This is a genomic window from Ralstonia sp. 25C, from assembly GCF_051904805.1.
Taxonomy (GTDB): Bacteria; Pseudomonadota; Gammaproteobacteria; order Burkholderiales; family Burkholderiaceae; genus Ralstonia.
In genome coordinates, this window is sequence record NZ_CP196738.1 from 486,891 (window position 1) to 509,614 (window position 22,724).

The 22,724-nt window shown below is 65.2% G+C and carries 23 protein-coding genes; 14 read left to right on the top strand and 9 right to left on the bottom strand.

Annotated features, from left to right (window positions below; translation table 11 throughout):
* Positions 1-5: 5 nt before the first annotated feature.
* Genes ACS7SF_RS20725 through ACS7SF_RS20740 form a run of 4 tightly spaced genes read right to left on the bottom strand, consistent with a single transcriptional unit; the run spans position 6 to position 4,398 of the window.
* Positions 6-1,580: a DHA2 family efflux MFS transporter permease subunit gene (locus tag ACS7SF_RS20725; protein WP_439894005.1), complete on the bottom strand. Its 1,575-nt coding sequence runs from the start codon at positions 1,578-1,580 to the stop codon at positions 6-8.
* Entirely contained in the window at positions 1,577-2,875 is a 1,299-nt protein-coding gene (locus ACS7SF_RS20730; protein ID WP_439894006.1) for a glycosyltransferase, read from the bottom strand. The genes ACS7SF_RS20725 and ACS7SF_RS20730 overlap by 4 nt, the downstream gene beginning before the upstream one ends.
* 8 nt (positions 2,876-2,883) lie before the next feature.
* Positions 2,884-3,492 (bottom strand): methyltransferase family protein, encoded by a 609-nt coding sequence (locus ACS7SF_RS20735; RefSeq protein WP_439894007.1) that lies wholly within the window; start codon positions 3,490-3,492, stop codon positions 2,884-2,886.
* Positions 3,493-4,398, bottom strand: coding sequence for an alpha/beta fold hydrolase (locus ACS7SF_RS20740; RefSeq protein ID WP_439894008.1), 906 nt, complete (start codon positions 4,396-4,398; stop codon positions 3,493-3,495).
* Positions 4,399-4,944: 546 nt separating this feature from the next.
* Here ACS7SF_RS20740 and ACS7SF_RS20745 point away from each other — a divergent pair.
* The 11 genes from ACS7SF_RS20745 to ACS7SF_RS20795 all read left to right on the top strand — a co-directional run bounded on the left by ACS7SF_RS20745 (position 4,945) and on the right by ACS7SF_RS20795 (position 14,857).
* A complete protein-coding gene (locus ACS7SF_RS20745; RefSeq protein ID WP_439894009.1) occupies positions 4,945-5,709 on the top strand; it encodes a CoA transferase subunit A in 765 nt (254 codons plus the stop codon).
* 30 nt (positions 5,710-5,739) lie between these two features.
* Positions 5,740-6,423 carry a 3-oxoacid CoA-transferase subunit B gene (locus tag ACS7SF_RS20750; RefSeq protein ID WP_439894010.1) on the top strand — a complete coding sequence of 228 codons (684 nt, stop codon included), beginning with the start codon at positions 5,740-5,742 and terminating at the stop codon, positions 6,421-6,423.
* A gap of 18 nt (positions 6,424-6,441) precedes the next feature.
* Positions 6,442-7,077, top strand: a complete 636-nt coding sequence (locus tag ACS7SF_RS20755; protein ID WP_439894011.1) for a 2-hydroxychromene-2-carboxylate isomerase — start codon at positions 6,442-6,444, stop codon at positions 7,075-7,077.
* Complete coding sequence (locus ACS7SF_RS20760) at positions 7,070-7,774, top strand: Crp/Fnr family transcriptional regulator (protein ID WP_439894012.1); 705 nt, start codon at positions 7,070-7,072, stop codon at positions 7,772-7,774. The genes ACS7SF_RS20755 and ACS7SF_RS20760 overlap by 8 nt, the downstream gene beginning before the upstream one ends.
* 161 nt (positions 7,775-7,935) lie before the next feature.
* A complete protein-coding gene (locus ACS7SF_RS20765) occupies positions 7,936-8,922 on the top strand; it encodes a 3-oxoacyl-[acyl-carrier-protein] synthase III C-terminal domain-containing protein (protein WP_439894013.1) in 987 nt (328 codons plus the stop codon).
* Positions 8,919-9,932 carry an NAD-dependent epimerase/dehydratase family protein gene (locus ACS7SF_RS20770; protein WP_439894014.1) on the top strand — a complete coding sequence of 338 codons (1,014 nt, stop codon included), beginning with the start codon at positions 8,919-8,921 and terminating at the stop codon, positions 9,930-9,932. The genes ACS7SF_RS20765 and ACS7SF_RS20770 overlap by 4 nt, the downstream gene beginning before the upstream one ends.
* On the top strand, positions 9,910-10,716 hold the full coding sequence (locus ACS7SF_RS20775) for an MBL fold metallo-hydrolase (RefSeq protein ID WP_439894015.1): 807 nt from the start codon (positions 9,910-9,912) through the stop codon (positions 10,714-10,716). The genes ACS7SF_RS20770 and ACS7SF_RS20775 overlap by 23 nt, the downstream gene beginning before the upstream one ends.
* A complete protein-coding gene (locus ACS7SF_RS20780; RefSeq protein WP_439894016.1) occupies positions 10,713-12,023 on the top strand; it encodes a F390 synthetase-related protein in 1,311 nt (436 codons plus the stop codon). The genes ACS7SF_RS20775 and ACS7SF_RS20780 overlap by 4 nt, the downstream gene beginning before the upstream one ends.
* A complete protein-coding gene (locus ACS7SF_RS20785) occupies positions 12,020-12,643 on the top strand; it encodes a phosphatase PAP2 family protein (RefSeq protein ID WP_439894017.1) in 624 nt (207 codons plus the stop codon). The genes ACS7SF_RS20780 and ACS7SF_RS20785 overlap by 4 nt, the downstream gene beginning before the upstream one ends.
* Positions 12,640-13,770, top strand: a complete 1,131-nt coding sequence (locus ACS7SF_RS20790) for a sterol desaturase family protein (protein WP_439894018.1) — start codon at positions 12,640-12,642, stop codon at positions 13,768-13,770. Before ACS7SF_RS20785 ends, ACS7SF_RS20790 begins: the two co-directional genes overlap by 4 nt.
* Positions 13,754-14,857 (top strand): acyl-CoA desaturase, encoded by a 1,104-nt coding sequence (locus ACS7SF_RS20795; protein WP_439894019.1) that lies wholly within the window; start codon positions 13,754-13,756, stop codon positions 14,855-14,857. The genes ACS7SF_RS20790 and ACS7SF_RS20795 overlap by 17 nt, the downstream gene beginning before the upstream one ends.
* Positions 14,858-14,906: 49 nt before the next feature.
* Here the strand turns inward: ACS7SF_RS20795 and ACS7SF_RS20800 are convergent, their stop codons facing one another.
* Both ACS7SF_RS20800 and ACS7SF_RS20805 read right to left on the bottom strand, forming a co-directional pair.
* Positions 14,907-16,124, bottom strand: coding sequence for an acyl-CoA dehydrogenase family protein (locus ACS7SF_RS20800; protein ID WP_439894020.1), 1,218 nt, complete (start codon positions 16,122-16,124; stop codon positions 14,907-14,909).
* Between the two features lie 23 nt (positions 16,125-16,147).
* Positions 16,148-17,494, bottom strand: coding sequence for an LLM class flavin-dependent oxidoreductase (locus ACS7SF_RS20805; RefSeq protein ID WP_439894021.1), 1,347 nt, complete (start codon positions 17,492-17,494; stop codon positions 16,148-16,150).
* A gap of 208 nt (positions 17,495-17,702) precedes the next feature.
* Here ACS7SF_RS20805 and ACS7SF_RS20810 point away from each other — a divergent pair, with 208 nt between their 5' ends.
* The 3 genes from ACS7SF_RS20810 to ACS7SF_RS20820 are packed head-to-tail and all read left to right on the top strand — an operon-like array spanning position 17,703 to position 20,030.
* Positions 17,703-18,515: a MetQ/NlpA family ABC transporter substrate-binding protein gene (locus ACS7SF_RS20810; protein ID WP_439894022.1), complete on the top strand. Its 813-nt coding sequence runs from the start codon at positions 17,703-17,705 to the stop codon at positions 18,513-18,515.
* Positions 18,512-19,393 carry a methionine ABC transporter ATP-binding protein gene (locus ACS7SF_RS20815; RefSeq protein WP_439894445.1) on the top strand — a complete coding sequence of 294 codons (882 nt, stop codon included), beginning with the start codon at positions 18,512-18,514 and terminating at the stop codon, positions 19,391-19,393. Before ACS7SF_RS20810 ends, ACS7SF_RS20815 begins: the two co-directional genes overlap by 4 nt.
* Complete coding sequence (locus ACS7SF_RS20820; protein WP_439894023.1) at positions 19,386-20,030, top strand: methionine ABC transporter permease; 645 nt, start codon at positions 19,386-19,388, stop codon at positions 20,028-20,030. The genes ACS7SF_RS20815 and ACS7SF_RS20820 overlap by 8 nt, the downstream gene beginning before the upstream one ends.
* Positions 20,031-20,056: 26 nt before the next feature.
* Here ACS7SF_RS20820 and ACS7SF_RS20825 read toward each other — a convergent pair whose 3' ends face one another.
* Genes ACS7SF_RS20825 through ACS7SF_RS20835 form a run of 3 tightly spaced genes read right to left on the bottom strand, consistent with a single transcriptional unit; the run spans position 20,057 to position 22,714 of the window.
* Entirely contained in the window at positions 20,057-21,022 is a 966-nt protein-coding gene (locus tag ACS7SF_RS20825) for a substrate-binding periplasmic protein (RefSeq protein ID WP_439894024.1), read from the bottom strand.
* Positions 21,015-21,803, bottom strand: coding sequence for an ABC transporter permease (locus ACS7SF_RS20830; protein ID WP_439894025.1), 789 nt, complete (start codon positions 21,801-21,803; stop codon positions 21,015-21,017). The genes ACS7SF_RS20825 and ACS7SF_RS20830 overlap by 8 nt, the downstream gene beginning before the upstream one ends.
* Positions 21,800-22,714 carry an ABC transporter ATP-binding protein gene (locus ACS7SF_RS20835; RefSeq protein ID WP_439894026.1) on the bottom strand — a complete coding sequence of 305 codons (915 nt, stop codon included), beginning with the start codon at positions 22,712-22,714 and terminating at the stop codon, positions 21,800-21,802. Before ACS7SF_RS20835 ends, ACS7SF_RS20830 begins: the two co-directional genes overlap by 4 nt.
* Positions 22,715-22,724 lie beyond the last annotated feature (10 nt).

A 22,724-nucleotide genomic window follows, 5' to 3' on the forward strand; every position in this document is an offset into this window, starting at 1 on the left:
TGGATTCAGTGCGCGGCCTGTACGGCAACACCCTTGCGCGGACACGTTAGCCACATGGCGGCGGCCAGCCCCAGGCATACCAGGCTGGCCATGTAGAACAGGTCATTGGTGGCCATCATGTAGGCCTGCTGCCGCACGGTGCGCTCGATGGCGCCCAGCCCACCACTGCCCTGCAGCCCCACCTCGCCCAGTGCATGTAGGAAATGCCGCGTGCCGTCAGATGCGGGCGTGACGGATTGGACGAGCGTGCCGTAGTGGTGCCCGGCGCGGTTGTCCCACCACGTCACGCTCAACGCCGTGCCGACCGCCGCGAACATCGTGCGCAGAAAGTTCGACAGCCCGGCCGCCGCGGCCAGCTTGTGGTCCGGTACGTTGGCCAGGATGATCGTCGTGAGCGGAATAAAGAAACAGGGCAAGCCGATGCCCTGGATGAAGGTGGGCGTGACGATCTGCCAAAACGCCATCGTCAACGTAAAGCGCGCATCCCACGCCATCACGGCGCCAAACACCAGGAAGCCGAACGAGGCCACGAGCCGCGCATCCAGCCGCTCCAGATACAGGCTGACCAGCACCGAGAACACCAACGCGAGAATCCCCAGCGATGCCGTGACCATGCCGGTATGCAGCGCGGTGTAGCCCATCACGGCCTGCATCCAGAGCGGAAAGATCACGCCGATCATGGCGAAGACGATCATGCCGGCCGACACGATCACCACACCGAAGGTGAAGGTGCGGTCTTGAAACAGCGTGAGATCGACCACCGGATGCCGCTCGGCCGATTCCCAGATCAGCAGTGCCGACAGCGCCAGCACCGCAACGATTGCCAGCGTGACGATCAGGTGGGAATCGAACCAGCCGCGATCGCGCCCCAGGTCGAACATCGCCTGCATCGCGCCCACGCCCACCACCAGCAGGGCAATGCCGAGCGCATCGATGGGCGTGCCGGCAGCAGACGGGCGATCGCGCGGGAGCAGTGCCGCACACGTCAGAAAGGCGAACACGCCGATCGGCAGGTTGATGAAGAAGATCCACGGCCACGCAAACTGATCGACGATCCAACCGCCAAACACCGGCCCGAAGATGGAGGCCAGCAGCACCGTCATGCCCCACAGCGACAGCGCAAGCGTGCGGTGCCGCGCCGCAAAGACACGCAGCAGGATGGTCTGCGACAGCGGCACCATCGGCCCGGAGAAAAAACCCTGCAGCGCGCGGAAGCCCACCAGGCTTTCAATGTGGCGCGACAGGCCGCACAGCATCGACGTGAGCGTAAACAGGCAGATGGCCGCCATGAACAGGCGCGCCTCGCCAAGGCGCCCCGCCAGCCAGCCCGTGAGCGGCACCGCAATGGCAGCGGAAACCGCGTAAGAGCTGATCACCCACGTGGCCTGCGCATGTGACACGCCGAGGTTGCCCGCGAGCGACGGCACCGCCACGTTGGTGACGGTGGAATCGAGCACTTCGATAAACGTCGCCAGCAACAGCGCGCCGGTCAGCACCGCCAGCCACACGCCGCGCAATGGCGGCGACTCAATGGTGGTGCCGGCAGCGGCGTTGGCGGAAAGCGGGTTCGCGGCCGTCATGCGGGCATCGCGTGCCGGTCGGCCTCCACGCGCGCACGGGCGGGTGGTGCCAAGCGCTCGATGTAGCGGGCGGCGTCAGCGTTAGCGTCGGGCGCGTCTGCCATTTGCCGCTTGATGCGGGCGCACTGGGTGGCCACGGCGGGGTTCGCGATCAGCTTGTCGAGCGCGGCTGCAACGGCGCGACCGTTGGCCGGGCCATCAATCCGCACGCCACAGCCCGAGCGTGCCACGCGCGCAGCGTTATCGAACTGGTCATGCGCAAACGGCGTCACCACTTGCGGAATGCCGGCGGCATACGCCAGCGCCGCCGTGCCGATGCCACCGTGGTGGACGATGGCCGCACAACGCGGCAACAACGTACCCATGGGCAGGAATGGGCGCTGCAGCACACGCCCGCTCTGCAACGCCATGAACGACGCGGACGCAGCCTTGCCCAGCACGATGGCCCGATGACCGGTTCGCCGCAGCGTTTCTGCCACCACGCGTGCATACGCTGCGTCGTCGATCCGCGTCGACCCGGCAGTGAACACCACAGGCGCTGGACCCGCTGTCAGAAAATCTTCCAACGCCGCATCGTGGGGCGCCTCATCGTCTAGCACCTCACCTAGCAAGGGGAAGCCGCATAGTTGAAGAGGCGCCGGCCAATCGGGCTGCGGTGGCGCGAACCATTCCGGAAACAGGCACAGCACGCCATCGGGTGAATGCAGCCACGTGCCGAGGATGCGCCCCACCGGGGGCAAGCCCAGGCCCGCGCGCACGGCGTTGAGCGTGGGACCCACGGCTGGGTCGAGTACCCGGTCTTCGATGGCATGCATCAGTGCGATACGCCAGCGCAGCGGAAGCCAGCGGGGCACGGTCAGCCGCTTGTGCGTGGGCGGTGCGTGCGCTGACAGCAGCGTGGATGGCGACACCTGCACCGACACGTAGGGCGTGCCATGACGCTCCTGCATCAGCCGCGCCGCCAGGGCCCAGAGTGACCCGACCAATACCGTATCGCTGGTGGTGAGTCTTTCCAGTGCATCGAAATGCGGGCGGATGGTCGGCGCGATCAATCCCCACAGGGTCTTGAACGACGTGCGTGGATTCCACAGCGCGGGGCTTGCGAGCGCGGCCGCATACTCCTGCGCCGACCCGATCGGCACAAAGCCAAAACCATGGCGCTCCACCAGCGCCGCAAACGGCGCGTGCGTGCACACGACGACACGATGGCCGCGCTCTGCCAGCGCACGTCCGATACCGATAAAGGGATGGACGTCTCCGGTGGACCCAATGGCCGTGATGACGATCTGCGCCATGGCGGCCGTCAGTAAAGACCGGGCACCAGCGCGCGAACCTGGCGGCGATAGGCGCGGTAGGGTTCGCCGAAATGTTCGGACAGCCAGCGCTCTTCCAGCCGTACCTTGTAGGCGAGCGACAGGAAGATCAGCACAAGGCCCAGGCCGGCAAACCACTCGCCCCGGATCATCGCCGCGCCTGCCAGGGCCGCAAGGCAACCGGAATAGATGGGGTGTCGCACCAGCGCATAGGGGCCGCTGCGCACAAGCTCATGGTCGTCCTTGAGCGTGACGGAAACGCTCCAGTTCGTGCCAAGGTGCACACGCCCCCAGACGGAAAACAGCAGCCCCGCCACCACCACGGCCAGCCCGCTCCACTGCAACACCCCGAACACGGGTTCGGCTGACGTGCCACGCGCGAGCCCAAACAGCGAAAGCGGCAACACGATCAACGCGCTGCCCACGATCAGCGGGATGGACTGCAACGTGCGCGACAGCCGACGCTCCATCCGGACGGTGTCCTTGGTACCAGGCGCGGCGTGAATCCAGTATGCGAGCCACGCCAGCCAAGGCACCACAATGGCCGCCGTCCGAACCAGAGCCGAGACCACCTCACCCTCCATTTCCAGCGCGCCCATTCAGTTTGCCCCTGCAAACGTTGGCGCTTGCAACGCAGCAAGAAACGACTGCGCGGGCAGCGAATGTGCTGCAGGCGTCTCTGCCGTCTCGAAAAACGCCATGATCTCGCCGCGTACGGCCGCCTTTTGGGCGCGGCCTTCCAATTCCAGAAAATGGCCGGTATCCGCAATCGCAGAAAATTGCGCATTGTTGATATAGTGGGTCATTTTTAGAATATCGCCAACGGGGGTGTGCTGGTCCAGCGCTCCATTAATAAACTTGATACCGCACCGAATATTGGAAAGCGTCGACAAATAGTCATCCGGGCGCAGCGCCAATATCTGATCAATATGAAATTTGATTTGCGCCCTTTCCTCTTCCGGCAAATTAATCAGGTATCGATAATTCATGGACTTCAACACACCCGGCAGGTTTTGCCCGACCGTGTTGTTGAGCAACTGAGCAGCGGCGTCTTTATCATCCCGACTGAGATAATCTCGGGCCTTGCTCACATAATCCATCATTTCTGCATTCAGATACGGCGAGAACGAGCCAATGACGGCGCGTTGCACACTGCTCGCGCCGCGTGCCAGCGCCAGCAATGCCGCCAGCCCACCCCACGAGACGGAATAGAGAAACTTCGGCCGGAACCGGTGAATCAGCTCCAGCAGAATGGCGACCTCGTCATCCTTCGTCAGGAGAAACTGGCCTGGGTTGTACTGCCGCGACTGCCCCGCGTACGGCAAATCGAAGCACACCACGTTGTAGCGCTCGCTCAGGTACTTGATGGTCTGCCCGAACGAGGCCGTCGTGGCCAATGCGCCATTGACCAAGATGACGCTGTCCGCGTCTTCATGGAACAGGTGCCTTTCAACATGAACATTCAGTGTGTCAAACACACGAACAACGATTTTCTCAACGGACATGCCGCCTCCGCAAAACCGCAGAAAAGAGTGATCCCTATCGCGCGAATCGCACAATATCTAAACGGGAATATCCATGCTGAACACCACAAGAGCCCGCACCACGCATCTCGAATGCCATTCTTGATGCAGTGCAAGGTAAGGCCAGTATAAGCATGCCCTGCCTCGACTTCCAAGCAGAACGAACTAAATCTTTTGAATGCCTATATAAAAAGAATTTTTTTGACATCGGGCATCAAATCGACGTTCCTCATCTTATTTACCTAAACCCGTAGGCCGCACCATTGGAGTGATTTTATTAAGCCTTGATAAAAGAGAGATGATTTCATTTTGGTGTCACCGAGCCCATTTAGATGGCAGTCCGGCTCGCTTTTGTGCGACCGCACAAATCCGGTGCTGCCCATGTGTCTGATGCGCGGCCCTGATCACACGAGGGCCGTCTGCCCCAAATGTCATGCAAAAGACATCGCCGCAAGCGCACCGCTTCTACACTGCGCCGCAGACCGATCCGGGACCCCACCCGTATGACCGGCCATGACAGGAGACACCATGCGCTACGCCAACAAGGTCCTTTCCGTGGACGACGCCATCGCCCATGTCCGCAGCGGCAGCCGCCTGATGCTGGGCGAATTCGTGGGCGCGGGCGAGCCGGCCTGCTGCATTGAGGCGCTGCTCGCCAGCAGCGTCGACCAACTCACGCTCATCACCAACACGCCAGGTCTGCGCGGCGGCTTTCTCAAGGCCAAGTTGTTCGCTTCGGGCCAGTTGGCCGAGTTCATCGGCACCCACGTCGGCACGACAGACGAATCGACACAGGCGTACCTGACCGACGCCGTGCGCGTGGCCGAGTTCTTCCCGATGGGCACCTGGGCAGAGAAGGTGCGCGCGGGTGCGCTGGGCCTGGGCGGCGCGCTCGTGCCGGTGGGCGTGGGCATCCTCGACCAGCCGGGGATGTTTCCAGCGCGGGGTTCGCCGAAGGCGACGCTGACCGTAGAGGGCATGACCTGCTTCGTGGAGCCGCCGCTGCGCGCAGACGTGTCGATCATCAAGGGCTGGCGCGCCGATACCTTCGGCAACGTGGAGTTTCGCGGCACGGCGCTGCAGAACCAGCGCGACATCGCCATGGCGGGCGACTACACCATCGTCGAGGTGAATGAGATCGTGGAGGTTGGCACGATTCCGCCCGAGCGCGTGGGCTGCCCTGGCGTGTTCGTCAATGCGGTGGTGCAAGGACTGACGTTGGAAGACCAGCACGCGCTGTACAAGCAGCACTGGACCAAGCTCGGCCGCCTGCCGGCCGCCGCGCAAGCCTGATCGCCCGACAACACGAACAAGGAGACCGCCATGCACCCGCTGCCCGACCACCCGAAGCAACGCATCGCCGCCCGCTGCGCGCAGGAATTGCACGCAGGGGAAGTCGTCAACCTCGGCCTGGGCATTCCCACGCTCACGGCCAACTATCTGGATGCCGATGCCGGCGTCATCTTCCACACCGAGAACGGCGCCTTCGGCTTTGGCGGGCGCCCCACGCTCGATGCCATCGACAGCGACATCACCAACGCCGGCTGCGAGCCGATCACGCTGCCGCCAGGCGCGGCCATCATGGATCTCGCCACGTCGCTGGGCGCAATGCGCAATGGCTATATCGACGTGACCATCCTCGGCGCGTTGCAAGTGGACGCGCAGGGCAACCTCGCCAACTGGGCGTGCGATCGCAACGGCAAGTGGTGGCCGGGCATCGGCGGGGCCATGGACCTCTGCTACGGCACGCGCAAGGTCATTGCCGCGCTGGCGCACACTGACAAGCATGGCAATTCCAAGATCCTGCCGCGCTGCACGCTGCCGCTCACAGGCAAGGGCTGCGTGAAGGTCATCGTGACCGAGCATGCGGTGTTTGATGTGACCGACGCCGGGCTCGTGCTGCGTGAAATCCTCTCGCATGCGACACTCGACGACATTCGCGCCATGACAGCCGCGCCCTTCACGCTGGCGCCGCTGCTGCAGATGCGCGCACCGCTTGAGGCCTGAGTGGCCTGAGGAACATCCATGCCCACCACCGTTGATTGGTTCTTCGATGTCATCTCGCCGTTCGCTTACCTGCAGCTCGAGCAGTTCGACGCGCTGCAAGCGGCCAACGACATCGTCATCCGCCCGCGTCCGGTAGTGCTGGGCGCGATCCTGCATCACTGGGGGCAGCGGGGCCCGGCCGAGATCAGCCCCAAGCGCGTCTTCACCTATCGGCATGCGCTGTTTCGCGCGCAGCAGCTGGGCATTCCGTTCCGCATGCCGCCCGCGCATCCGTTCAACCCCATCAAGGCGCTGCGGCTGACCATTGCGATGGGCGGTTCGCTCGATGCAGTGCGCGCCGTCTTCCGGCACATCTGGCGCGATGGCAACGATGTCGCATCGCCCGAAGGCTTTACAGCGTTGTGCAAGGCGGTGGGCTATCCCGAGGGCGCGGCCGCTGTCGAACAGCCGGCGGTGAAAGATGCCCTGCGTGCGCACACCGATGCGGCCATCGCGCTGGGCGTGTTTGGCGTGCCTACGCTGGTGCACAACGGCGAGCTGTTCTGGGGCGAAGACGCCACCGAGATGTTCCTGCAAAGCCTGCACCACGGCTGGCTCGCTACGCCAGAGGTGCAGCGCGTGAGCACCTTGCCGGTGGGCATCCAGCGTGGCTGATCCAGACACAAACGCCCGCCCCGGCATTACGCGCGCACGGCTGGCGCACATCGCCGCATGGTCGATCGAGTTGCCCGCCGACGAGGCGGACCGCGCCTGCGCCGGCATTGTCGAGAAGACCTACGCGCGTGGCGCCTGCATCTGCCCGAAGAACACGCTGCTGGAAAGCTGGACCGGCGTAGTCACTGGCCTCATCAAGATCGGCACGGTCTCGCCCGAAGGCCGCAGCGTCACGTTCACGGGCGTGCCGGCCGGCGGCTGGTTTGGCGAAGGCACGGTGCTCAAGAATGAGCCGCGCCGCTACGACATCGTCGCGCTGCGCGATACGCGCATGGCCTTCATGGACCGCGCCACCTTCATGTGGCTGGTGGAAAACAGCGTCGCCTTCAACCGCTTCCTGGTGAAGCAACTCAACGAGCGGCTCGGGCACTTCATGGCGCTGCTGGAATACGATCGCCTGCTTGACGTGACGCCGCGTCTGGCGCGCTGCATTGCGTCGCTGTTCAACCCGGTGCTCTACCCCGGCGCGGGCGACCATCTTGAGATCACACAGGAAGAACTCGGCCTGCTCTCCGGCATGACGCGGCAGGTGGCCAACCAATCGCTCAAGGCGCTGGAGAAGGACGGCGTGGTGCGGCTGGAATACGGCGGCGTCACGGTCGTCGACCTGGATCGGCTGCGCAGCTACGGCGCCTGACAGGCGCCGCGTTTGTTACGGAATCTTCATCCGGCGCAACCGACCGTACCCGCTAGAATCGCGGCACAACAAGACAAGATCATTACGCTGCGGCGTGCGCACCGCGCCGCCTGCAGCCGGAAGAGGGAACTGGGCAACGCACGCCGTGTGTGCCTGCATCTATGCTGCCGATTCATCTGCTTTCCACCGGCAAGGCGCTGCCGGAGCAACGGATCACGTCTGCGGAACTCGACACCCGCCTCGGTCATGCCGCAGGCTACGTGCGCAAGAAATCCGGTATCGACGTCCGCCACCATGCCACGCTGACCGAGCACCAATCGGAACTCGCCGGTGCCGCCGTGCGCGATGCGCTGCGCCGTGCCGATGTGCCCGCTGCGTCCATCGATTTGCTGATCTCCGCTTCGGGCGTGCAGGAACAGGCGCTACCCAATACGGCCACGCGCATCCTGGAGCATGCCGGGCTGCCTGCTGGCACGCCCGCGTTTGACGTCAACGCCAGTTGCCTGAGCTTTCTGACTGCGCTGCATGTGGCCGCCAGCCTGCTCACCACGGGCGCATACAAGCGCATTGCGGTGGTGGCATCCGACCTCGCCTCGCGCGGCATCAACTGGGATGATGCCGAGACCGCGTTGATCTTCGGCGACGGTGCGGCCGCGGTCATCGTGGAAGCGGCGCCGGCGGTATCTGGCGCGGGCATTCACGCCTACCGCATGGAGACGTATCCCGCGGGCAAAACTTTCTGCGAAATCCGCGCCGGTGGCACGCGCCGCAACCCGCGCACCGGTGCACAGCCGACCGACTACCTGTTCCACATGGACGGCAAGCGTGTGTTCAAGCTCGCGTCGCAATTGATGGACGGGTTTCTCAATCGCCTGTTTGCGGACAGCCGCTACACGCTCCGCGACATGCACGTCGTCGTGCCGCACCAAGCAAGCCACCTTGGCATGCAGCATCTGCGCAAACGGTTGGGCGTGCCCGAAGCCAGCTTGGTCGACATCTACGCGCAGCATGGCAACCAGGTGGCCGCATCGATTCCGACCGCGCTGCATGAAGCGGTGGTGAATCACCGCATCGAGCCGGGCAAACCGGTCTTGCTGGTGGGCACGGCGGCGGGCCTGACGCTTGGCGGCATGGTGCTGACACTATGACAACGCTAGTGACCGGCGCGACGGGTGGCCTGGGCCGCAACGCCGTCGATGCACTGCTGGCACAAGGCGCGCGCGTGCGTGCTACCGGGCGCGATGCCTCGCAACGCGAGGCCTTCATCGCCCGTGGCGCGGACTATGTGCCGGCGGATCTCTCACACCTGACGCCGGCCACGCTCGGTGCGCTGCTCGATGGCGTCGATACGGTGTGGCATTGCGCCGCGTTGTCATCGCCATGGGGCGCCTATGACCGCTTCTATACGGCCAATGTGCAAGCCACCGCCGTGCTGGCCGAAGGTGCCGTCAAACGTGGTGTCCGGCGCTTCGTGCATATCTCCACGCCGTCGATCTATTTCGACTACCAGCATCACGCCGACCTGCCCGAGGCCCATCGCCCCGCGCGCTTTGCGAACCACTACGCGGCGACCAAGATGCTGGCCGAAGACGCCATCCAGCGGCAGGTACGGCACCAGCACGCCACACGCTTCGTCATCCTGCGCCCGCGCGGGTTGTTTGGGCCCCATGACCGCGTGGTGCTGCCTCGCATCCTGCATCTGCTGAAGCTGCGCGGCGGCGTCCTGCCGTTGCCCCGTGGCGGCGCGGCGCGCATGGACCTCACGTATCTGGAAAACGTCGTGCATGCCATGCAGTGCGCCACCACGGCAGACGTGCCCTCCGGTGCCGCCTACAACATCACCAACCACGCGCCCGCCACGCTGCGCGACCTGCTCGACCAGCTGCTGGGCAAGCAGCTCGGACTGCGTTACCGCATCCGCGCCGTGCCCTATCCGGCCATGGCACTGGCGGCGCGCGCAATGGAAGCCGCCAGTGCCATCACGCACCGCGAGCCACTGCTCACGCGCTACAGCGCCGCCGCCCTGCACTACGACATGACGCTCGCCAACGACCGCGCGCGCATCGAACTCGGCTACGTGCCGCCCATCGACATGGCTGAGGGCATCCGCCGCACAGCCCATTGGTTACGCGAACATGGCAACGTTGACCGTCTTTGAAGCCGGCTATTGCACGCACACGGCATGCGTGGCGCTGCGAGGCGCGGGCCTGCGCACCTGTGCGTTTCCTGCACGCGCATGGCTGATCGAAGCCGCCGGCCGCCGCTGGTTGTGGGACACGGGTTACGCCTCGCACTTTCATGACCACACACGCAGTGGGCTGTTTGCGATCTACCGCAAGGTCACGCCGGTGTACTTCGATACATCGGAGTCCGTGGCCGCACAGCTTGCGCAGCAGGGCGTGCGACCGGCCGATCTGGATGGGCTGATCGTTTCGCACTTCCACGGTGACCACGTGGCCGGTCTGCGCGACTTCCCCGATGTGCCGGTCATCTGCTCAGGTGAGGGATGGAGGCACCTGCGCGCACTGCGTGGCGTGTCGGCGTTGCGGCGCGCCTTCGTGCCGGGGCTGATTCCCGAAGATTTTGAGACGCGCACGCGCTTTGTCGAACAGTTCGAGCAGGTGGCATTGCCGCCCGAGCTCGCGCCGTTCACGTCCGCATGGGCACTGCCCGACAGCAAGGGCGATGTGTTGCTGGTGCCGCTGCCCGGCCATGCCGCCGGCCACCTGGGCGCCTTCGTGCGCACCCACGAAGGCTGGGTACTGCTGGCTGCCGATGCCGCATGGTCACCACTGAGCTATCGCGAACTGCGTGGGCCGTCGGTACTGGCGTACTCCATCATGGAAGATCGCCACGCATACTTCGACACGCTGCGCAAGCTGCACGCGCTGGATGCAGGCGGCCACGTGCGCATCCTGCTCACGCATGAGGGGGCGCTGTGACGGCCCCGCATCGCCTGCTGTGGTCGTACTGGCACACGCGCCGGTTGCGGCTGCCCAACCGTGCCGCATTGGAAGCGCATCAGCAGCGTCAGATCGCGCACTTCACGCAGCGCGTGCTCACGCGCAGCCCGTACTTCCGTCCGTTTGCATCCAAGCCGATGCACGAATGGCCATTGATGGACAAGGCCACGATGATGGCCAACTTCGATGCCATGAACACCGCCGGCCTGCGCTTGGACGACGTACTCGCCTGCGCGCAGCGCGCGGAACAATCGCGCGATTTCCGGCCGATGGTCGGGGCGTACTCGGTGGGCCTGTCGTCCGGCACATCGGGCGGGCGTGGCGTGTTCGTTGTCAGCCCCGCTGAACGCGCGCAATGGGCCGGCATCCTGCTCGCCAAGCTGCTGCCGCGCGGCCTGCTGCATGGCGAGCGCGTCGCGCTGTTCCTGCGTGCGAACAGCAACCTGTACACGGCGGTGCGCAATCCGTGGCTGACGTTCTCGTTCTTCGATCTATTCGCGCCGTTCGACTCGCACCGCGCGCCGCTTGAGGCCTTGCAGCCGACCATCATCGTGGGGCCCGCGCAGGTGTTGCGCGCGCTGGCGATGGAAAAGCTGGCCGGCCGGCTCGACATTGCGCCGGTGCAGGTGCTCTCCGGCGCCGAAGTGCTGGAGTCGATGGATCGCGCGTTGCTCGTGCAAGCCTTCGGCCATGTCGGCGAGGTCTACCAGGCCACCGAAGGCTTTCTGGGCGCGACCTGCCCGCACGGCACGCTGCATCTGAACGAGGCGCACGTGCACATCGAGCCGCAATGGCTGGATGCACGCCGCTTCGTTCCGCTCGTCACGGATTTCACGCGCAGCACGCAGCCCATCGTGCGCTACCGGCTGGACGACATTCTCATCCGCCGCGACCCCGCGCTCGGACCCTGCCCCTGCGGCAACCCGGCCATGGCCATCGACCGCATCGAGGGCCGCTGCGACGACACGCTCGTCCTGCCCGCGCTGGGCGGTGGCACGGTCACGCTGTTTGCCGACGTGTGCTCGCGCGCGCTGGCCCAAGCACTACCGCTGCATGCCGACTACCGCCTCGTGCAGACCGATGCGCACACGCTGGCGCTCTCCATCCAACCGGTCGACGCCAACATTGCGAGCGCATGCCAGGCGCATCTGGCCGATGTCTTTGCTCGCCAGGGCGTCGATACATCGCGCGTGACCTGGCACGCAGCGCCCGCACGCATCGCTACCGATTTCACCACCAAGCGCCGCCGCATCGTTCGGCTCGCTGCAGCGGGAGCGGCACGATGAGCCCGCTCGCCATGCGACTGCGTCATCTGGCGTTGGGCTGGTGCTCGGTCGGCCTCGTCTATGGCACTTGCGGCGTGCTGCAGGGTGCAGGCACGGTCGTGCCGGAGACCGCACTGGACCGCGCCATTCCGTTCAGCACATCGGGCATCTGGCTATACGTGTCGTTCTTCGCGCTGATTCCGCTGGCGTATCTGCTGGCGGACGCGTCGCGCCTGCGCTGGCTGGAACGCGCCATGCAGACAAGCGCACTGGTGAGCGGCGCGGTGTTCCTGCTGTGGCCCACCACGCTGCACTATCCGCCACTGACCGATGCGTCCTTGCCGGCCAGCGTGCAGCGCATGCTCATCACCTTCGACTCCAGCCAGAACTGCCTACCCTCGCTGCATGGGGCGCTCACGCTGCTCTCGGTGTGGGCGCTGGCCGAGGCACGCAAGCCCATTCGCACGTTCGTCATGGCGGCATGGGGGCTTGGCATCTTGTACGCCACGATCCAGACGCGCCGCCATGTCGCGCTGGACCTGTCTGCGGGTGTCGCGGTGGGTGTGCTGTGCGGCGTGGCCGTTCGTCTTTGGTTGGCGCGACGCGCGTCAACGCTCTCGATTCAACCGGTATCGACATGAATGCATTTGCCTTGCCGCTCGCCCTGATGCTGGGCTGCGTGCTGCTCGAACTTGCCGCGCTCAAATGGTGGCGCGGCCAGCCGCTGCCGTGGCGCGACGTCATCCTCAACCTGAACTCGGGCCACGTGCTGATGTGGCTGTGCCGCGGTGTTGAGGTGGCGGGCTTCACGTGGCTGGCCACCCATGCCAGCCTGCATTGGGTGGACAGCTGGCACCCGGCTGCGGGCTGGGCCTTCGCGTTTTTGGCGTGGGATCTGGGCTTCTACTGGCTGCACCGCACGCACCACAAGCTGGGCTTTCTGTGGGCGATCCACGCGGTGCATCACGAAGGCGAGCATTTCAACCTGTCGCTCGGTGTCCGCAACGCGTGGCTGTCGTCGCTGACGTCGCTGCCGTTCTTCGTGCCGCTGGCACTGCTGGGCGTGACACCGGAGATGTTCGTGGCCGTGTCCGGCCTGCATTACTCGGTGCAGTTCTACAACCACTGTGGCTTGGTTGGCCGCTCGGGCGTGCTGGACCGTTTCATGGTCACGCCTGCCAACCACCGCGTGCACCACGGCTGCAATCCGGAATACATCGACCGCAACTTCGGCGGCACGCTGCTGCTATGGGACAAGCTGTTCGGCACGTATCAGCGTGCGCTGCCTGACGTGCCCATCCGCTACGGCGTGCACCAACCCACGCACAGCGACAACCCCTTCTGGGCCAACGTCGTGCCCGCACTGCAATGGCTGGGCTTGCGCACACCGCAACTGCAACGCGATACCCATGCAACGCCGGCTGGCTGGATCGCAACCGGCGGCGTGCTGCTGTTTGGCGTGGTGATCGACTACGTGCGCACTGATGGCCTGTGGCCGGGGCATTGGCAGACGCTGTGGTTCGCACTGATCCTGCTGCTGACGCTGGCGCTCGGCGGGTTGTCGGATGGGCGTGCCTGGGGCCGGTGGCTCTGGCCGCTGCTGGCGCTTGCGTTGCCGGTGCTGATGATCGGTGCATGCGGCGCGGGCGACGCGCTGTCCGACACACTGGCCGCTGCACTGGGGCTGCATGGCGTGGTCTGCGGGCTGTGGCATGCGCTGCGTGCCGGGTCGCCATTCTCTTCGTCGACACATGCCGAATCTCCCTAAGCTCCCTAAGCTGCGCTACGCCTCGCCGCGGTCGTCGTCGTTGGCAGATGACTTGCGCCGTGCCGCGTATGACCATCTGCAGGCGCAAGGCGATCATCGCTTTGCAGACGTTGGCCTCATCGCGAAGGGCGCGTGTCTCGTTGCAGCGACGGCGCTGCTGTATGCCGCCATGGTGACGGCTACGAATGCAGTGGTGTTTGTGCTCGCGTATCTGGCGTTCCCATTCATCGCGATGCTGATCGCGGTGAACGTGTTGCATGACGGCGCGCATCGGGCGCTCTCCCCGTGGTCGTGGCTGGACAGCCTCATGACCCGCGTGGCCGCCATCCCGCTCGGTATCGAGCCGACGTACTGGGCGGTGCGCCACGTGCACTACCACCACGCCCACGCCAACGTGGAGCACTACGACCTGGACACCGCGGCCAACCGCTTTCTGCGGCAGACGCCGTTTCAGCCGTGGTATCCGCAGTTCCGCTACCAGCATCGCTACTGGCCGCTGATCGCCGCGCTGTCGTTGCCGTATATCAACTGGGTCTACGACTGGTCAGATCGATTCGGCATCACGCCGCTCAAGGCAGATCGCGTGCTGCCCGGTGTGCGCGGCTGGCTGACCTTCCTGGCCGCCAAGTCGGCCCACTTTGCCCTTGCGGTCGCGGTGCCGGCGTGGGTAGCACACCGGCTTGGCCTTGGGTGGGGCTGGGTCGCGTTCGGCTACTTTGTCGGACAGATGCTGGCGTCGTGCGTGCTGGTGGCGCTGATTCTGGGCACGCACTGGGCAGACGTGACGTTCTACCTGCCGCCCGAATCCGGCCAGTTGCCGCATACGTGGCACGAGCACGCGTTTCACACGGCGTGCGACTGGCAGCCGCGTTCCGCATGGATCGGCTACTGGCTCGGCGGCCTGAATTGGCACCTGACACACCACCTCTTTCCGACCTACAGCCACCGGCACTATCCGGCGCTGGCCGCGCGCGTGGCGGAAATCGCCCGCGCCCATGCGCTGGACTACCGTGTGCTCAGTTATTCAGAACTGTTGGCCGCGCAGCAATCCTTTCTGCGCGCGATGGGCGAGCGGCCGGCTGCCTGACTGGCGCGTACTGACGCCACCCGCCGCTGCCCCGCCGTCGATATGGGTGTCAGAAAACGCGACCTTCCTTCAGGTGCTGCGTTTCGCCGTTCAGGTGATACGCCCCCACCACGCGCGCCTTATGCAGCAGCGGGTTGTGGCTGAAGATCGTGCGCAGGTTGCGCCAGTGGCGGTCAAAGTTGTGCGTGCGCGCCGTCATGGAAGCCCCGCCCGCTTCAAACAACTGCTGCGCGGCATGCAACGCCAGCTTGCTTACCACCAGTTGTGTTTGTGCAGTCGCGAGGGCGCCTTCCAGCACGAGGTCGTCGGCATCAGCCCTCTGATCGCGGATGGCGTCCGCAGATCGATCCAGCACGCGCGCGTTTTCACGCACCAGAGCATCGATGGCATGGCCGTGCGCGGCGATGTCGCCCACCACCTGCTGGATGAAGTGGTCCTCCCGCGCGGAAGGCGCCGGGCTGTGCAACACCGGCCGCCCATGGTTGACCACGTATCGCCGCGCATCGGCCGCCACATTACGCACGATGCCTGCCGCCACGGCCACCAGATGCAACTGGCGCAGTGCACCCGTATGGCGCCCCACCAGCGAGCTGCTGACGCGTGACGCCACTTCGTCGGCGCGCACCTGCACGTGCTCGAACACGATGCTGCCGCTGGCCGTCATGCGCTGTCCCATGCCGTCCCAGTCGTCGATCACCTGCACGCCCTCGCGCGCGACCGGAATGATGATCTGCACGTTGTCGCCCGTCTCATCGTTGACGTTGAAGCGGCCGTAGTCGGCGAACGCCGTGCCGGTGGTGTAGTACTTGCGGCCGGTCAGGCGATAGTCGGCGCCATCGCGTTGCAGCGTGGTGGTAACTTCACCCGGGCGCGATGTGCCGCGCTCGGTGGAGCCGCCGCCGAAGAGCGCTCCTTCCAGCAGCCGATCCAACTGCGTCTGGTGAAACGCATCGAGCGGCGACAGACGGATCACCTCGGTCAGGTCGTAGTGAATGCGCAGCGCGTGCGCGACATTCGACTCATGGGCGGCCAGCGTGCTGATGGTCTCAAACAGGTCGACCAGCGAGCCACCCAGGCCGCCCCACTCCACAGGAATGCGCAGCAGCCCCAGACCGGACGCGCGAAAGTGTGCAAAGCCCTCGTACGGCAGCACACGCCGGGCTTCGCGCGCGGCGGCATCCGCCCCGATGCGTTCGGCCAGGGCGGGCAACGCGGCCAGGGCATCCTGCAACCGGTTGGGGAAATGAAGATCGCGTGGCTTGTTCATGAAGATCAATACGATGAAAGCGGCTATGCAGCCGCGCGATTGGTAGCGTCGAGAGCAGGCCGCGCCAAACCGAAATGCTCCCGCAAGGTGTGGCCCGCGTATTCGGTACGGAACAGTCCGCGCCGCTGCAGGATGGGCACAACGCCGTCGACAAAGTCCTGCAGCCCGCCGGGCAACACATCGGGCATGAGGTTGAAGCCGTCGGCCGCGCCATGGCGGAACCAGTGCTCGATGTCGTCGGCAATCTGTTCGGGCGTGCCCACCAGCACCCGGTGCCCGCCGCCACCGGCCAGCTCGCGGATCAGCGCGCGCACCGTCAGTTGCTGTTTGCGCGCCAACGCCAGCGTGGCGTTGAAGAACGTGTGATTGCCATTGCCGTTGTTGGGCAACGGCAAGTCGTCCGGCAGACGCGCATCGAGCTGCAAGCGCTCGACCGGCACACCGAGCGTGCCGGCCAGCCGCGTCAGGCTGTAATCCCATGGGATCAGGTCGACCAGTTCATCGCGCCGGGCACGCGCCTGCGCTTGCGTGGCCCCGATGATGGTCGTCAGGCCCGGCAACACGCGGATGGCCTCGGGCCCGCGCCCCAGCGCCTGCGCACGTACCTTGAGCCCGCGTGCATAGGCCAACGCTTCTTCAAACCCTTGCGATGCCGAGAACACCGCCTCGGCATGGCGTGCGGCCAGCTCGCGGCCATCGGCAGAGCCACCCGCCTGCACGAGCACGGCGTGCCCTTGCGGCGAGCGCGGCAGATTCAGCGGCCCCTGCACGCGGAAGAACTCGCCGCGATGCGCAATGGGCTGCACCTTGTTCGTATCAACAAAACTTCCGCTGGCCTTGTCGCCGATAAACGCGTCGTCTTCCCAACTGTTCCAGAGCGCCTTGACCACGCTGGTGAACTCATCGGCACGCGCGTAGCGCTCGGCGTGCTCGGGCACCGCATCGCGGCCAAAGTTGCGCGCCGACGGCAAATCGGCCGTGGTGACGACATTCCACCCCGCGCGGCCACCGCTCACATGATCAAGCGTGGCAAAGCGCCGGGCGATGTTGTACGGCTCGTTGTAGCTGGTGGAGGCGGTGCCGATCAGGCCGATATGCGTGGTGGCCGCCGCAATGCTGGCAAGCAGCACCGTCGGTTCCAGCGCCGTAATCGGCCGAAAGTGAATCTGGTCCACGATGGCTGCGTTGTCGGCCAGGAACACCGCATCTAACTTGGCAGACTCGGCAATTCGCGCGACGTTCACGTAGTGCTGCACGTCAACGAAGGCGTGTGGGTCGCTCTCTGCCAATCGCCAGGCGGATGGCACAAACCCCGAGTGCAGGATGTTGACGTTCAGGTGCAGTTGCCGCGGTACCTGCGTGTCGCTCACGAGGGGTCTCCGCTTTTTGGACAAGCGCTCACCATACCGGCCACGCCATGCTGCTCCAACGAAGCAATCGTTGCTTCGATATGCGGAATCAAGACAGCAGCGCCGGCGCATGCGCTGCGAATTTGCTACTTCGGTTTTGTTCGTGGACCAGCAAGGTACGCCGCTTCTAGACTGGCGCAACGCCTTCACAACATGCGAGCCTATACCGATGAAACGACGCCCCTTCTTCCGTGCCCTGTTGGCTGCCACGACGGCCCTGACCGTGTGCACTGGCTCGGTATTCGCCGCCGACAAACCGATCAAGGTGGGCGTGCGCGGCGGCGTTGATGAGGAAATCTGGGAGGTGGTGACCCGCGTGGCCGAAAAGCAGGGCCTGAAGGTCCAGCCCATTGTCATCACCGGCACCGCCAGCCCGAACGAGGCACTCAATAACGGCGATCTCGACGCCAACGCGTTCCAGCACATTCCCTTCCTGCGCGACCAGATCAAGCAGCGTGGCTACAAGCTGGTGACGGTGGGCAACACGCTCATCTCGCCCATCGCCTTCTATTCGCGCAAATACAAGTCGCTCGAAGCCTTGCCCGCCGGTGCCCGCATCGGCCTGCCCAACGACCCGAGCAACCAGACGCGCGCACTCGTCATCCTGCGTGACCACGGTCTGATCAAACTGCGTGATGGCTTCGATCCCTTTACGGGCACCGCCACGCTGGCTGACGTGACGGCCAATCCGAAAAAACTGGAGTGGGTGGAGAGTGCCTCGGTGGTGCTGGCGCGCTCGCTGCCTGATGTGGACACAGCGGCCATCGTCAACACATTCGCCTACCAGGCCGGGCTGATTGCCACACGCGATGGCATTGCGGTGGAGAAGAAGGAACGCAACCCGTACGTCAACGTCATCGTGGTGCGCGAGCAGGACAAGAGCGCGCCGTGGGTGGCGCCACTGGTGAAGGCGTATCAGTCTGAAGAGGTGCGCCAGTTCATCCTGAGCAAGTACCAGGGCTCGGTGATCCCCGCGTTCTGAGGCAACCGATCGTGTCCCACCTCAGCGCCATACCAAGCCCTGCGCCCCATATCACTTTCGAGCGCGTCAGCAAGACGTACCCCGGCGCAAGCGCGCTGGCGCTGGACGCCATCTCATTCAGCATCGCGCGCGGCGAGGTGTTCGGCATCATCGGCCGCAGCGGCGCGGGCAAGTCCACGCTGCTGCGCACGATCAACATGCTGGAGCGCCCCGATGCGGGCACGGTCCGCATCGATGACGTGGATGTCGGCTTGCTGGACGAAGATGGCCTGGTCGCACTGCGCCGCCGGGTCGGCATGATCTTCCAGCACTTCAACCTGCTGTCGGCCAAGACCGTGTTCGAGAACGTTGCGCTGCCCCTTCGCGTGGCAGGTGTGCCGCGAGAAGCCATCGCATCGCGCGTGACGGAGCTGCTCGAACTGGTCGGCCTGTCGGAGAAGGCACACGTGTATCCGGCCAAGCTGTCGGGCGGGCAAAAGCAGCGCGTCGGCATTGCCCGTGCGCTGGTGCATCGGCCAGAGATCCTGCTGTGTGACGAGGCCACCTCCGCGCTGGACCCCGAAACCACCGAACAGATTCTCGCGCTGCTGGGCGACATCAACCGTCGCCTGGGGCTGACCGTGGTGCTGGTCACGCATGACATGGCGGTGATCCGCGATGCGTGCGATCGTGTGCTGGTGCTCGATCACGGCCGCGTGGTGGAGCACGGCACGGTCGGCCAGGTGTTTGCCGATCCGCATGCGGAAGCCACGCTGGCGCTGCTGCGTCCGCTGCGCCAGCGCTCGGGCCAGCGTTCGAGCATTACGCCCGCCAAACCCACTGCCGCCTATTTGGCCGACCTGGCCGATCCGTTGGATCGCGCTTACGCCCATGCTTGAAAAATACACACGCGCATTCGGCGAAACGCTGTTGATGGTCAGCAGCGCATGCCTGGTGGTGTTCATCGTCGGGCTGGCGCTGGCCATCGTACTCACCACGTCAGCGCCGGGCGGCCTGCGGCCCCGGCCGCGCCTGCACCGCGTGCTATCGGTGCTGGTCAATACCTTCCGCTCAATCCCCTTCATCATCCTGCTGGTGGCGATGCTGCCCGTCACCCGCCTCATTGTCGGCACAACCATGGGCACCTGGGCCGCCGTGGTGCCGTTGAGCGCGCACCTGATCCCTTTCTTTGCGCGCGTCTCGCAGGTCGGGCTCAATGAGGTGGATCGCGGTCTGGTGGAAGCGGCACGCGCCATGGGCTGCCGCCGCTGGCACATCGTGCGCCACGTGCTGTTGCCGGAGGCGCTACCTGCGCTCATCGGCGGGGCCACCGTCACGGTCATCGCCATGATTGGCGCATCGGCCATGGCCGGTGCCGTGGGTGCCGGCGGCCTGGGCGACTTGGCCATCCGCTATGGCTACGAGCGCTACGAAACCGCGGTCATGTTCAACGTGATCGCGATCCTCATCGCACTGGTAACGGTCGTGCAACTGGGCGGCGAACGGCTGGCGCGCCGGTTTGATCACCGCCACTGACTGGCGCTGCGGATGACCCCGCCGCCCTAGTTGTGGCAGACCAGTCCATCCTGCAGTTGGCCCACCTCGAAGGCGATGTCTCCGGCGCGCTGCTCACGCGCATGCGTCAGCGCACCGCCGGTCTTCCAGAAACGCACCGCACGGTCCACGTAATCTGCAGAGACGGGATCATCGCCGCGCAAGGCGATCTGCGCGGTGGCATTGTCCGGCGCGATGTCGTTATCGAGCGTGCGGTAGAAGCGCCATTCGGGCAATTGCATGAGCCGCTGCAATACCTGGGCATCGTCAGCCAGTGCCTGGCAATCGCCCGAGAGGAACCCCCAGATGGCGCGAATCGCCGAGGGATAGAGGAGAGGCTCGGCCCCATAACGCGCGACCAACCCGTTCGCATAGGGGCTACCCTGCGCAACGCAGACCGTGTGCGCGCGCAGATCTGTGGCAGCGCGATACGGGGTATTGCGCAATACCACCAGCGCGCCCTGTCCACCGGTGTACGCCGTCGGCACGGTCTGCCACCCTGCCGGTTCCGCTTGTGCTCCGGCCAGGATCAGGTCGACACGTGCACCGCGGGGAAGGTGGCCATCCGCCGACAGGTTGACCAGCCGCAGCTTGAGTTGCAGATGCTGTGCCAGCGTGCGCGCGAGTTCGGCGTCAAAGTTGTCGGGCTCAAGCGGGGTCGGTACCCCCGGTGGGGCGGGCCGTGCATAGGCGCGCACAGCCACCGCCAGTTCACCGGTACGTTGGGCTTCACGCAACACGGGGCCGAGCGGCAACGCCGTCCAGTCGGGTTCCAGCTGATGGTGGGCCAACCAGGCCTGTACAGGGATCGGCCAACGCTCGAGCCAGTGCGGTGCGTAAGCGGCCAGGTGAGACGCACCGAACCATGCCAGCGCGCCCGCCACGGCAATCCCCAGCGCCCCCGCCAGTGGCTTGCGCCATACCGGCGCGAGCGGCGACAGGGGGCGCCGCAATGCCTGTACGTCTTCAGGCATTGAGCGTCAGCCCCTTGCGCCAGCGGGTCAGGCGCCGTTCGATCGTCGCCAGGATGGTGTTCAACGCCAGCCCCAGGAGGGCAAGCAGCAGGATGCCCGCATACATCGTCGGGATCTGGAACACCTCCTGTGAATTCAGCGTCAGGAACCCCAGCCCGGAATGCGCACCAATCATCTCTGCCGCCACCAATGCGGTCACGCAATACGTGCCTGCGAGGCGGATGCCGGTGAAGATCGACGGCGTAGCCGCAGGCAACACCACCTTGCGGAACACGAACAGGTTCGATGCGCCCATCGAGCGGGCCGAGTGGATCAGCAGCTTGTCGATCTGACGCACGCCGCCGAGCGTGCTCAGCAGCACAGGCCAGAACGACGCCCAGAAGATGATCGCCACCTTCGACAGTTCGCCAATGCCCAGAAAAAGAATGAACACCGGAAACAGCGCAAACGCCGAGGTCTGTCGGAACAGTTGGAGGATCGGATCGACAATCGCCTCGAAGCGCGTGAACCAGCCCATCAGCAAGCCAAGCGTCACACCGAGCCCGATGGCCAGCAGCAGCCCCCACAGTGAGCGCTGCAGGCTCGCGGCGACATGCTTGAGCAGCGCTCCGCTATGCGCCAGTTGCCAGATGGCCTCGGCCACCTGCGACGGCGGGCTCAGGTACGCATCACTCACAATGCCCAGGCGCGGCACGAGTTCCCACAGCAGCAGGAACCCCACCACACCGGCCAAACCCCATGCGTGGTCGCCCAGCCGGACAGCAAGCTTGCGCGTGCTCATCGTGCGGCCTCCGCAACGGCGTCCAGCCCCGCAGCATCGTGATGCGTGGTGCGGTGTACAGCTTCACCTTCGGCACGCTCGCGCGGGTCTGCGGTGGCGCCCAGTGGCCGGGGTGCTGCACTCGCATTGGCGAACTGCACTTCGTCCTTGAGGATGTCCCACGCCTGCTGGCGCAAGGCGACGAAGGCCTCGGAGTTGCGCAGCTCCGGCAGGCGCGGACGGGGCAGCGGCACCTCCAGGATCTGCTTGACGGTGCCGGGGCGGCGCGTCATCACCGCAATGCGGTCTGACAGGAAGATGGCCTCGTCCAGGCTGTGCGTGATGAAGACGATGGTCTTGCGATACTGCTCCCAGATGCGCAGCAGCTCGCCCTGCAGGATCTCGCGCGTCTGCGCATCCAGCGCGGCAAACGGTTCGTCCATCAGCAGCACGTCGGGCTTGTAGGCCAGCGAGCGCGCAATCGCCACACGCTGCTTCATCCCGCCCGAAATCTCATGCGGATAGCGTGCGCTCGCACCCGTCAGGCCCACCAGCTCCAGATGCTCCTGAGCAATGCGGCGGCGCTCCGCCTTGGACACGCCACGAATCTCCAGACCGACTTCGATGTTCTCCAGCACCGTGCGCCACGGAAACAGCGCATACCCCTGGAACACCACGCCTTGGTGCGGGTTGATGCCCGTGAGCGCCTGGCCATCAATGCGGATGCTGCCGCCGGTGCGCTCCGTGAGTCCCGCGAGGATGCTCAGGAAGGTCGACTTGCCGCAGCCGGAGGGCCCGAGCACCGACAAGAACTCGCCCTCGCGAATATCCAGGTCGAAATCCCGCAGGACGGCCACGTCTTCTGTCTGTCCCGCATCGTTGCGCACGGTGTAATCCATGCGCACGCCGCGGGCCACGATCTTGCTGCTCATCGTCGTGTCC

Bases quoted from the DNA above. Each gene is read 5' to 3' on its own strand.
- ACS7SF_RS20830 (WP_439894025.1), bottom strand. From the start codon at position 21,803: ATGAGCACGCGCAAGCTTGCTGTCCGGCTGGGCGACCACGCATGGGGT.
- ACS7SF_RS20755 (WP_439894011.1), top strand. From the start codon at position 6,442: ATGCCCACCACCGTTGATTGGTTCTTCGATGTCATCTCGCCGTTCGCT.
- ACS7SF_RS20790 (WP_439894018.1), top strand. From the start codon at position 12,640: ATGAATGCATTTGCCTTGCCGCTCGCCCTGATGCTGGGCTGCGTGCTG.
- ACS7SF_RS20730 (WP_439894006.1), bottom strand. From the start codon at position 2,875: ATGGCGCAGATCGTCATCACGGCCATTGGGTCCACCGGAGACGTCCAT.
- ACS7SF_RS20745 (WP_439894009.1), top strand. From the start codon at position 4,945: ATGCGCTACGCCAACAAGGTCCTTTCCGTGGACGACGCCATCGCCCAT.
- ACS7SF_RS20775 (WP_439894015.1), top strand. From the start codon at position 9,910: ATGGCAACGTTGACCGTCTTTGAAGCCGGCTATTGCACGCACACGGCA.
- ACS7SF_RS20785 (WP_439894017.1), top strand. From the start codon at position 12,020: ATGAGCCCGCTCGCCATGCGACTGCGTCATCTGGCGTTGGGCTGGTGC.
- ACS7SF_RS20740 (WP_439894008.1), bottom strand. From the start codon at position 4,398: ATGTCCGTTGAGAAAATCGTTGTTCGTGTGTTTGACACACTGAATGTT.
- ACS7SF_RS20765 (WP_439894013.1), top strand. From the start codon at position 7,936: ATGCTGCCGATTCATCTGCTTTCCACCGGCAAGGCGCTGCCGGAGCAA.
- ACS7SF_RS20835 (WP_439894026.1), bottom strand. From the start codon at position 22,714: ATGAGCAGCAAGATCGTGGCCCGCGGCGTGCGCATGGATTACACCGTG.
- ACS7SF_RS20800 (WP_439894020.1), bottom strand. From the start codon at position 16,124: ATGAACAAGCCACGCGATCTTCATTTCCCCAACCGGTTGCAGGATGCC.
- ACS7SF_RS20750 (WP_439894010.1), top strand. From the start codon at position 5,740: ATGCACCCGCTGCCCGACCACCCGAAGCAACGCATCGCCGCCCGCTGC.
- ACS7SF_RS20770 (WP_439894014.1), top strand. From the start codon at position 8,919: ATGACAACGCTAGTGACCGGCGCGACGGGTGGCCTGGGCCGCAACGCC.
- ACS7SF_RS20725 (WP_439894005.1), bottom strand. From the start codon at position 1,580: ATGACGGCCGCGAACCCGCTTTCCGCCAACGCCGCTGCCGGCACCACC.
- ACS7SF_RS20810 (WP_439894022.1), top strand. From the start codon at position 17,703: ATGAAACGACGCCCCTTCTTCCGTGCCCTGTTGGCTGCCACGACGGCC.
- ACS7SF_RS20795 (WP_439894019.1), top strand. From the start codon at position 13,754: ATGCCGAATCTCCCTAAGCTCCCTAAGCTGCGCTACGCCTCGCCGCGG.
- ACS7SF_RS20735 (WP_439894007.1), bottom strand. From the start codon at position 3,492: ATGGGCGCGCTGGAAATGGAGGGTGAGGTGGTCTCGGCTCTGGTTCGG.
- ACS7SF_RS20820 (WP_439894023.1), top strand. From the start codon at position 19,386: ATGCTTGAAAAATACACACGCGCATTCGGCGAAACGCTGTTGATGGTC.
- ACS7SF_RS20825 (WP_439894024.1), bottom strand. From the start codon at position 21,022: ATGCCTGAAGACGTACAGGCATTGCGGCGCCCCCTGTCGCCGCTCGCG.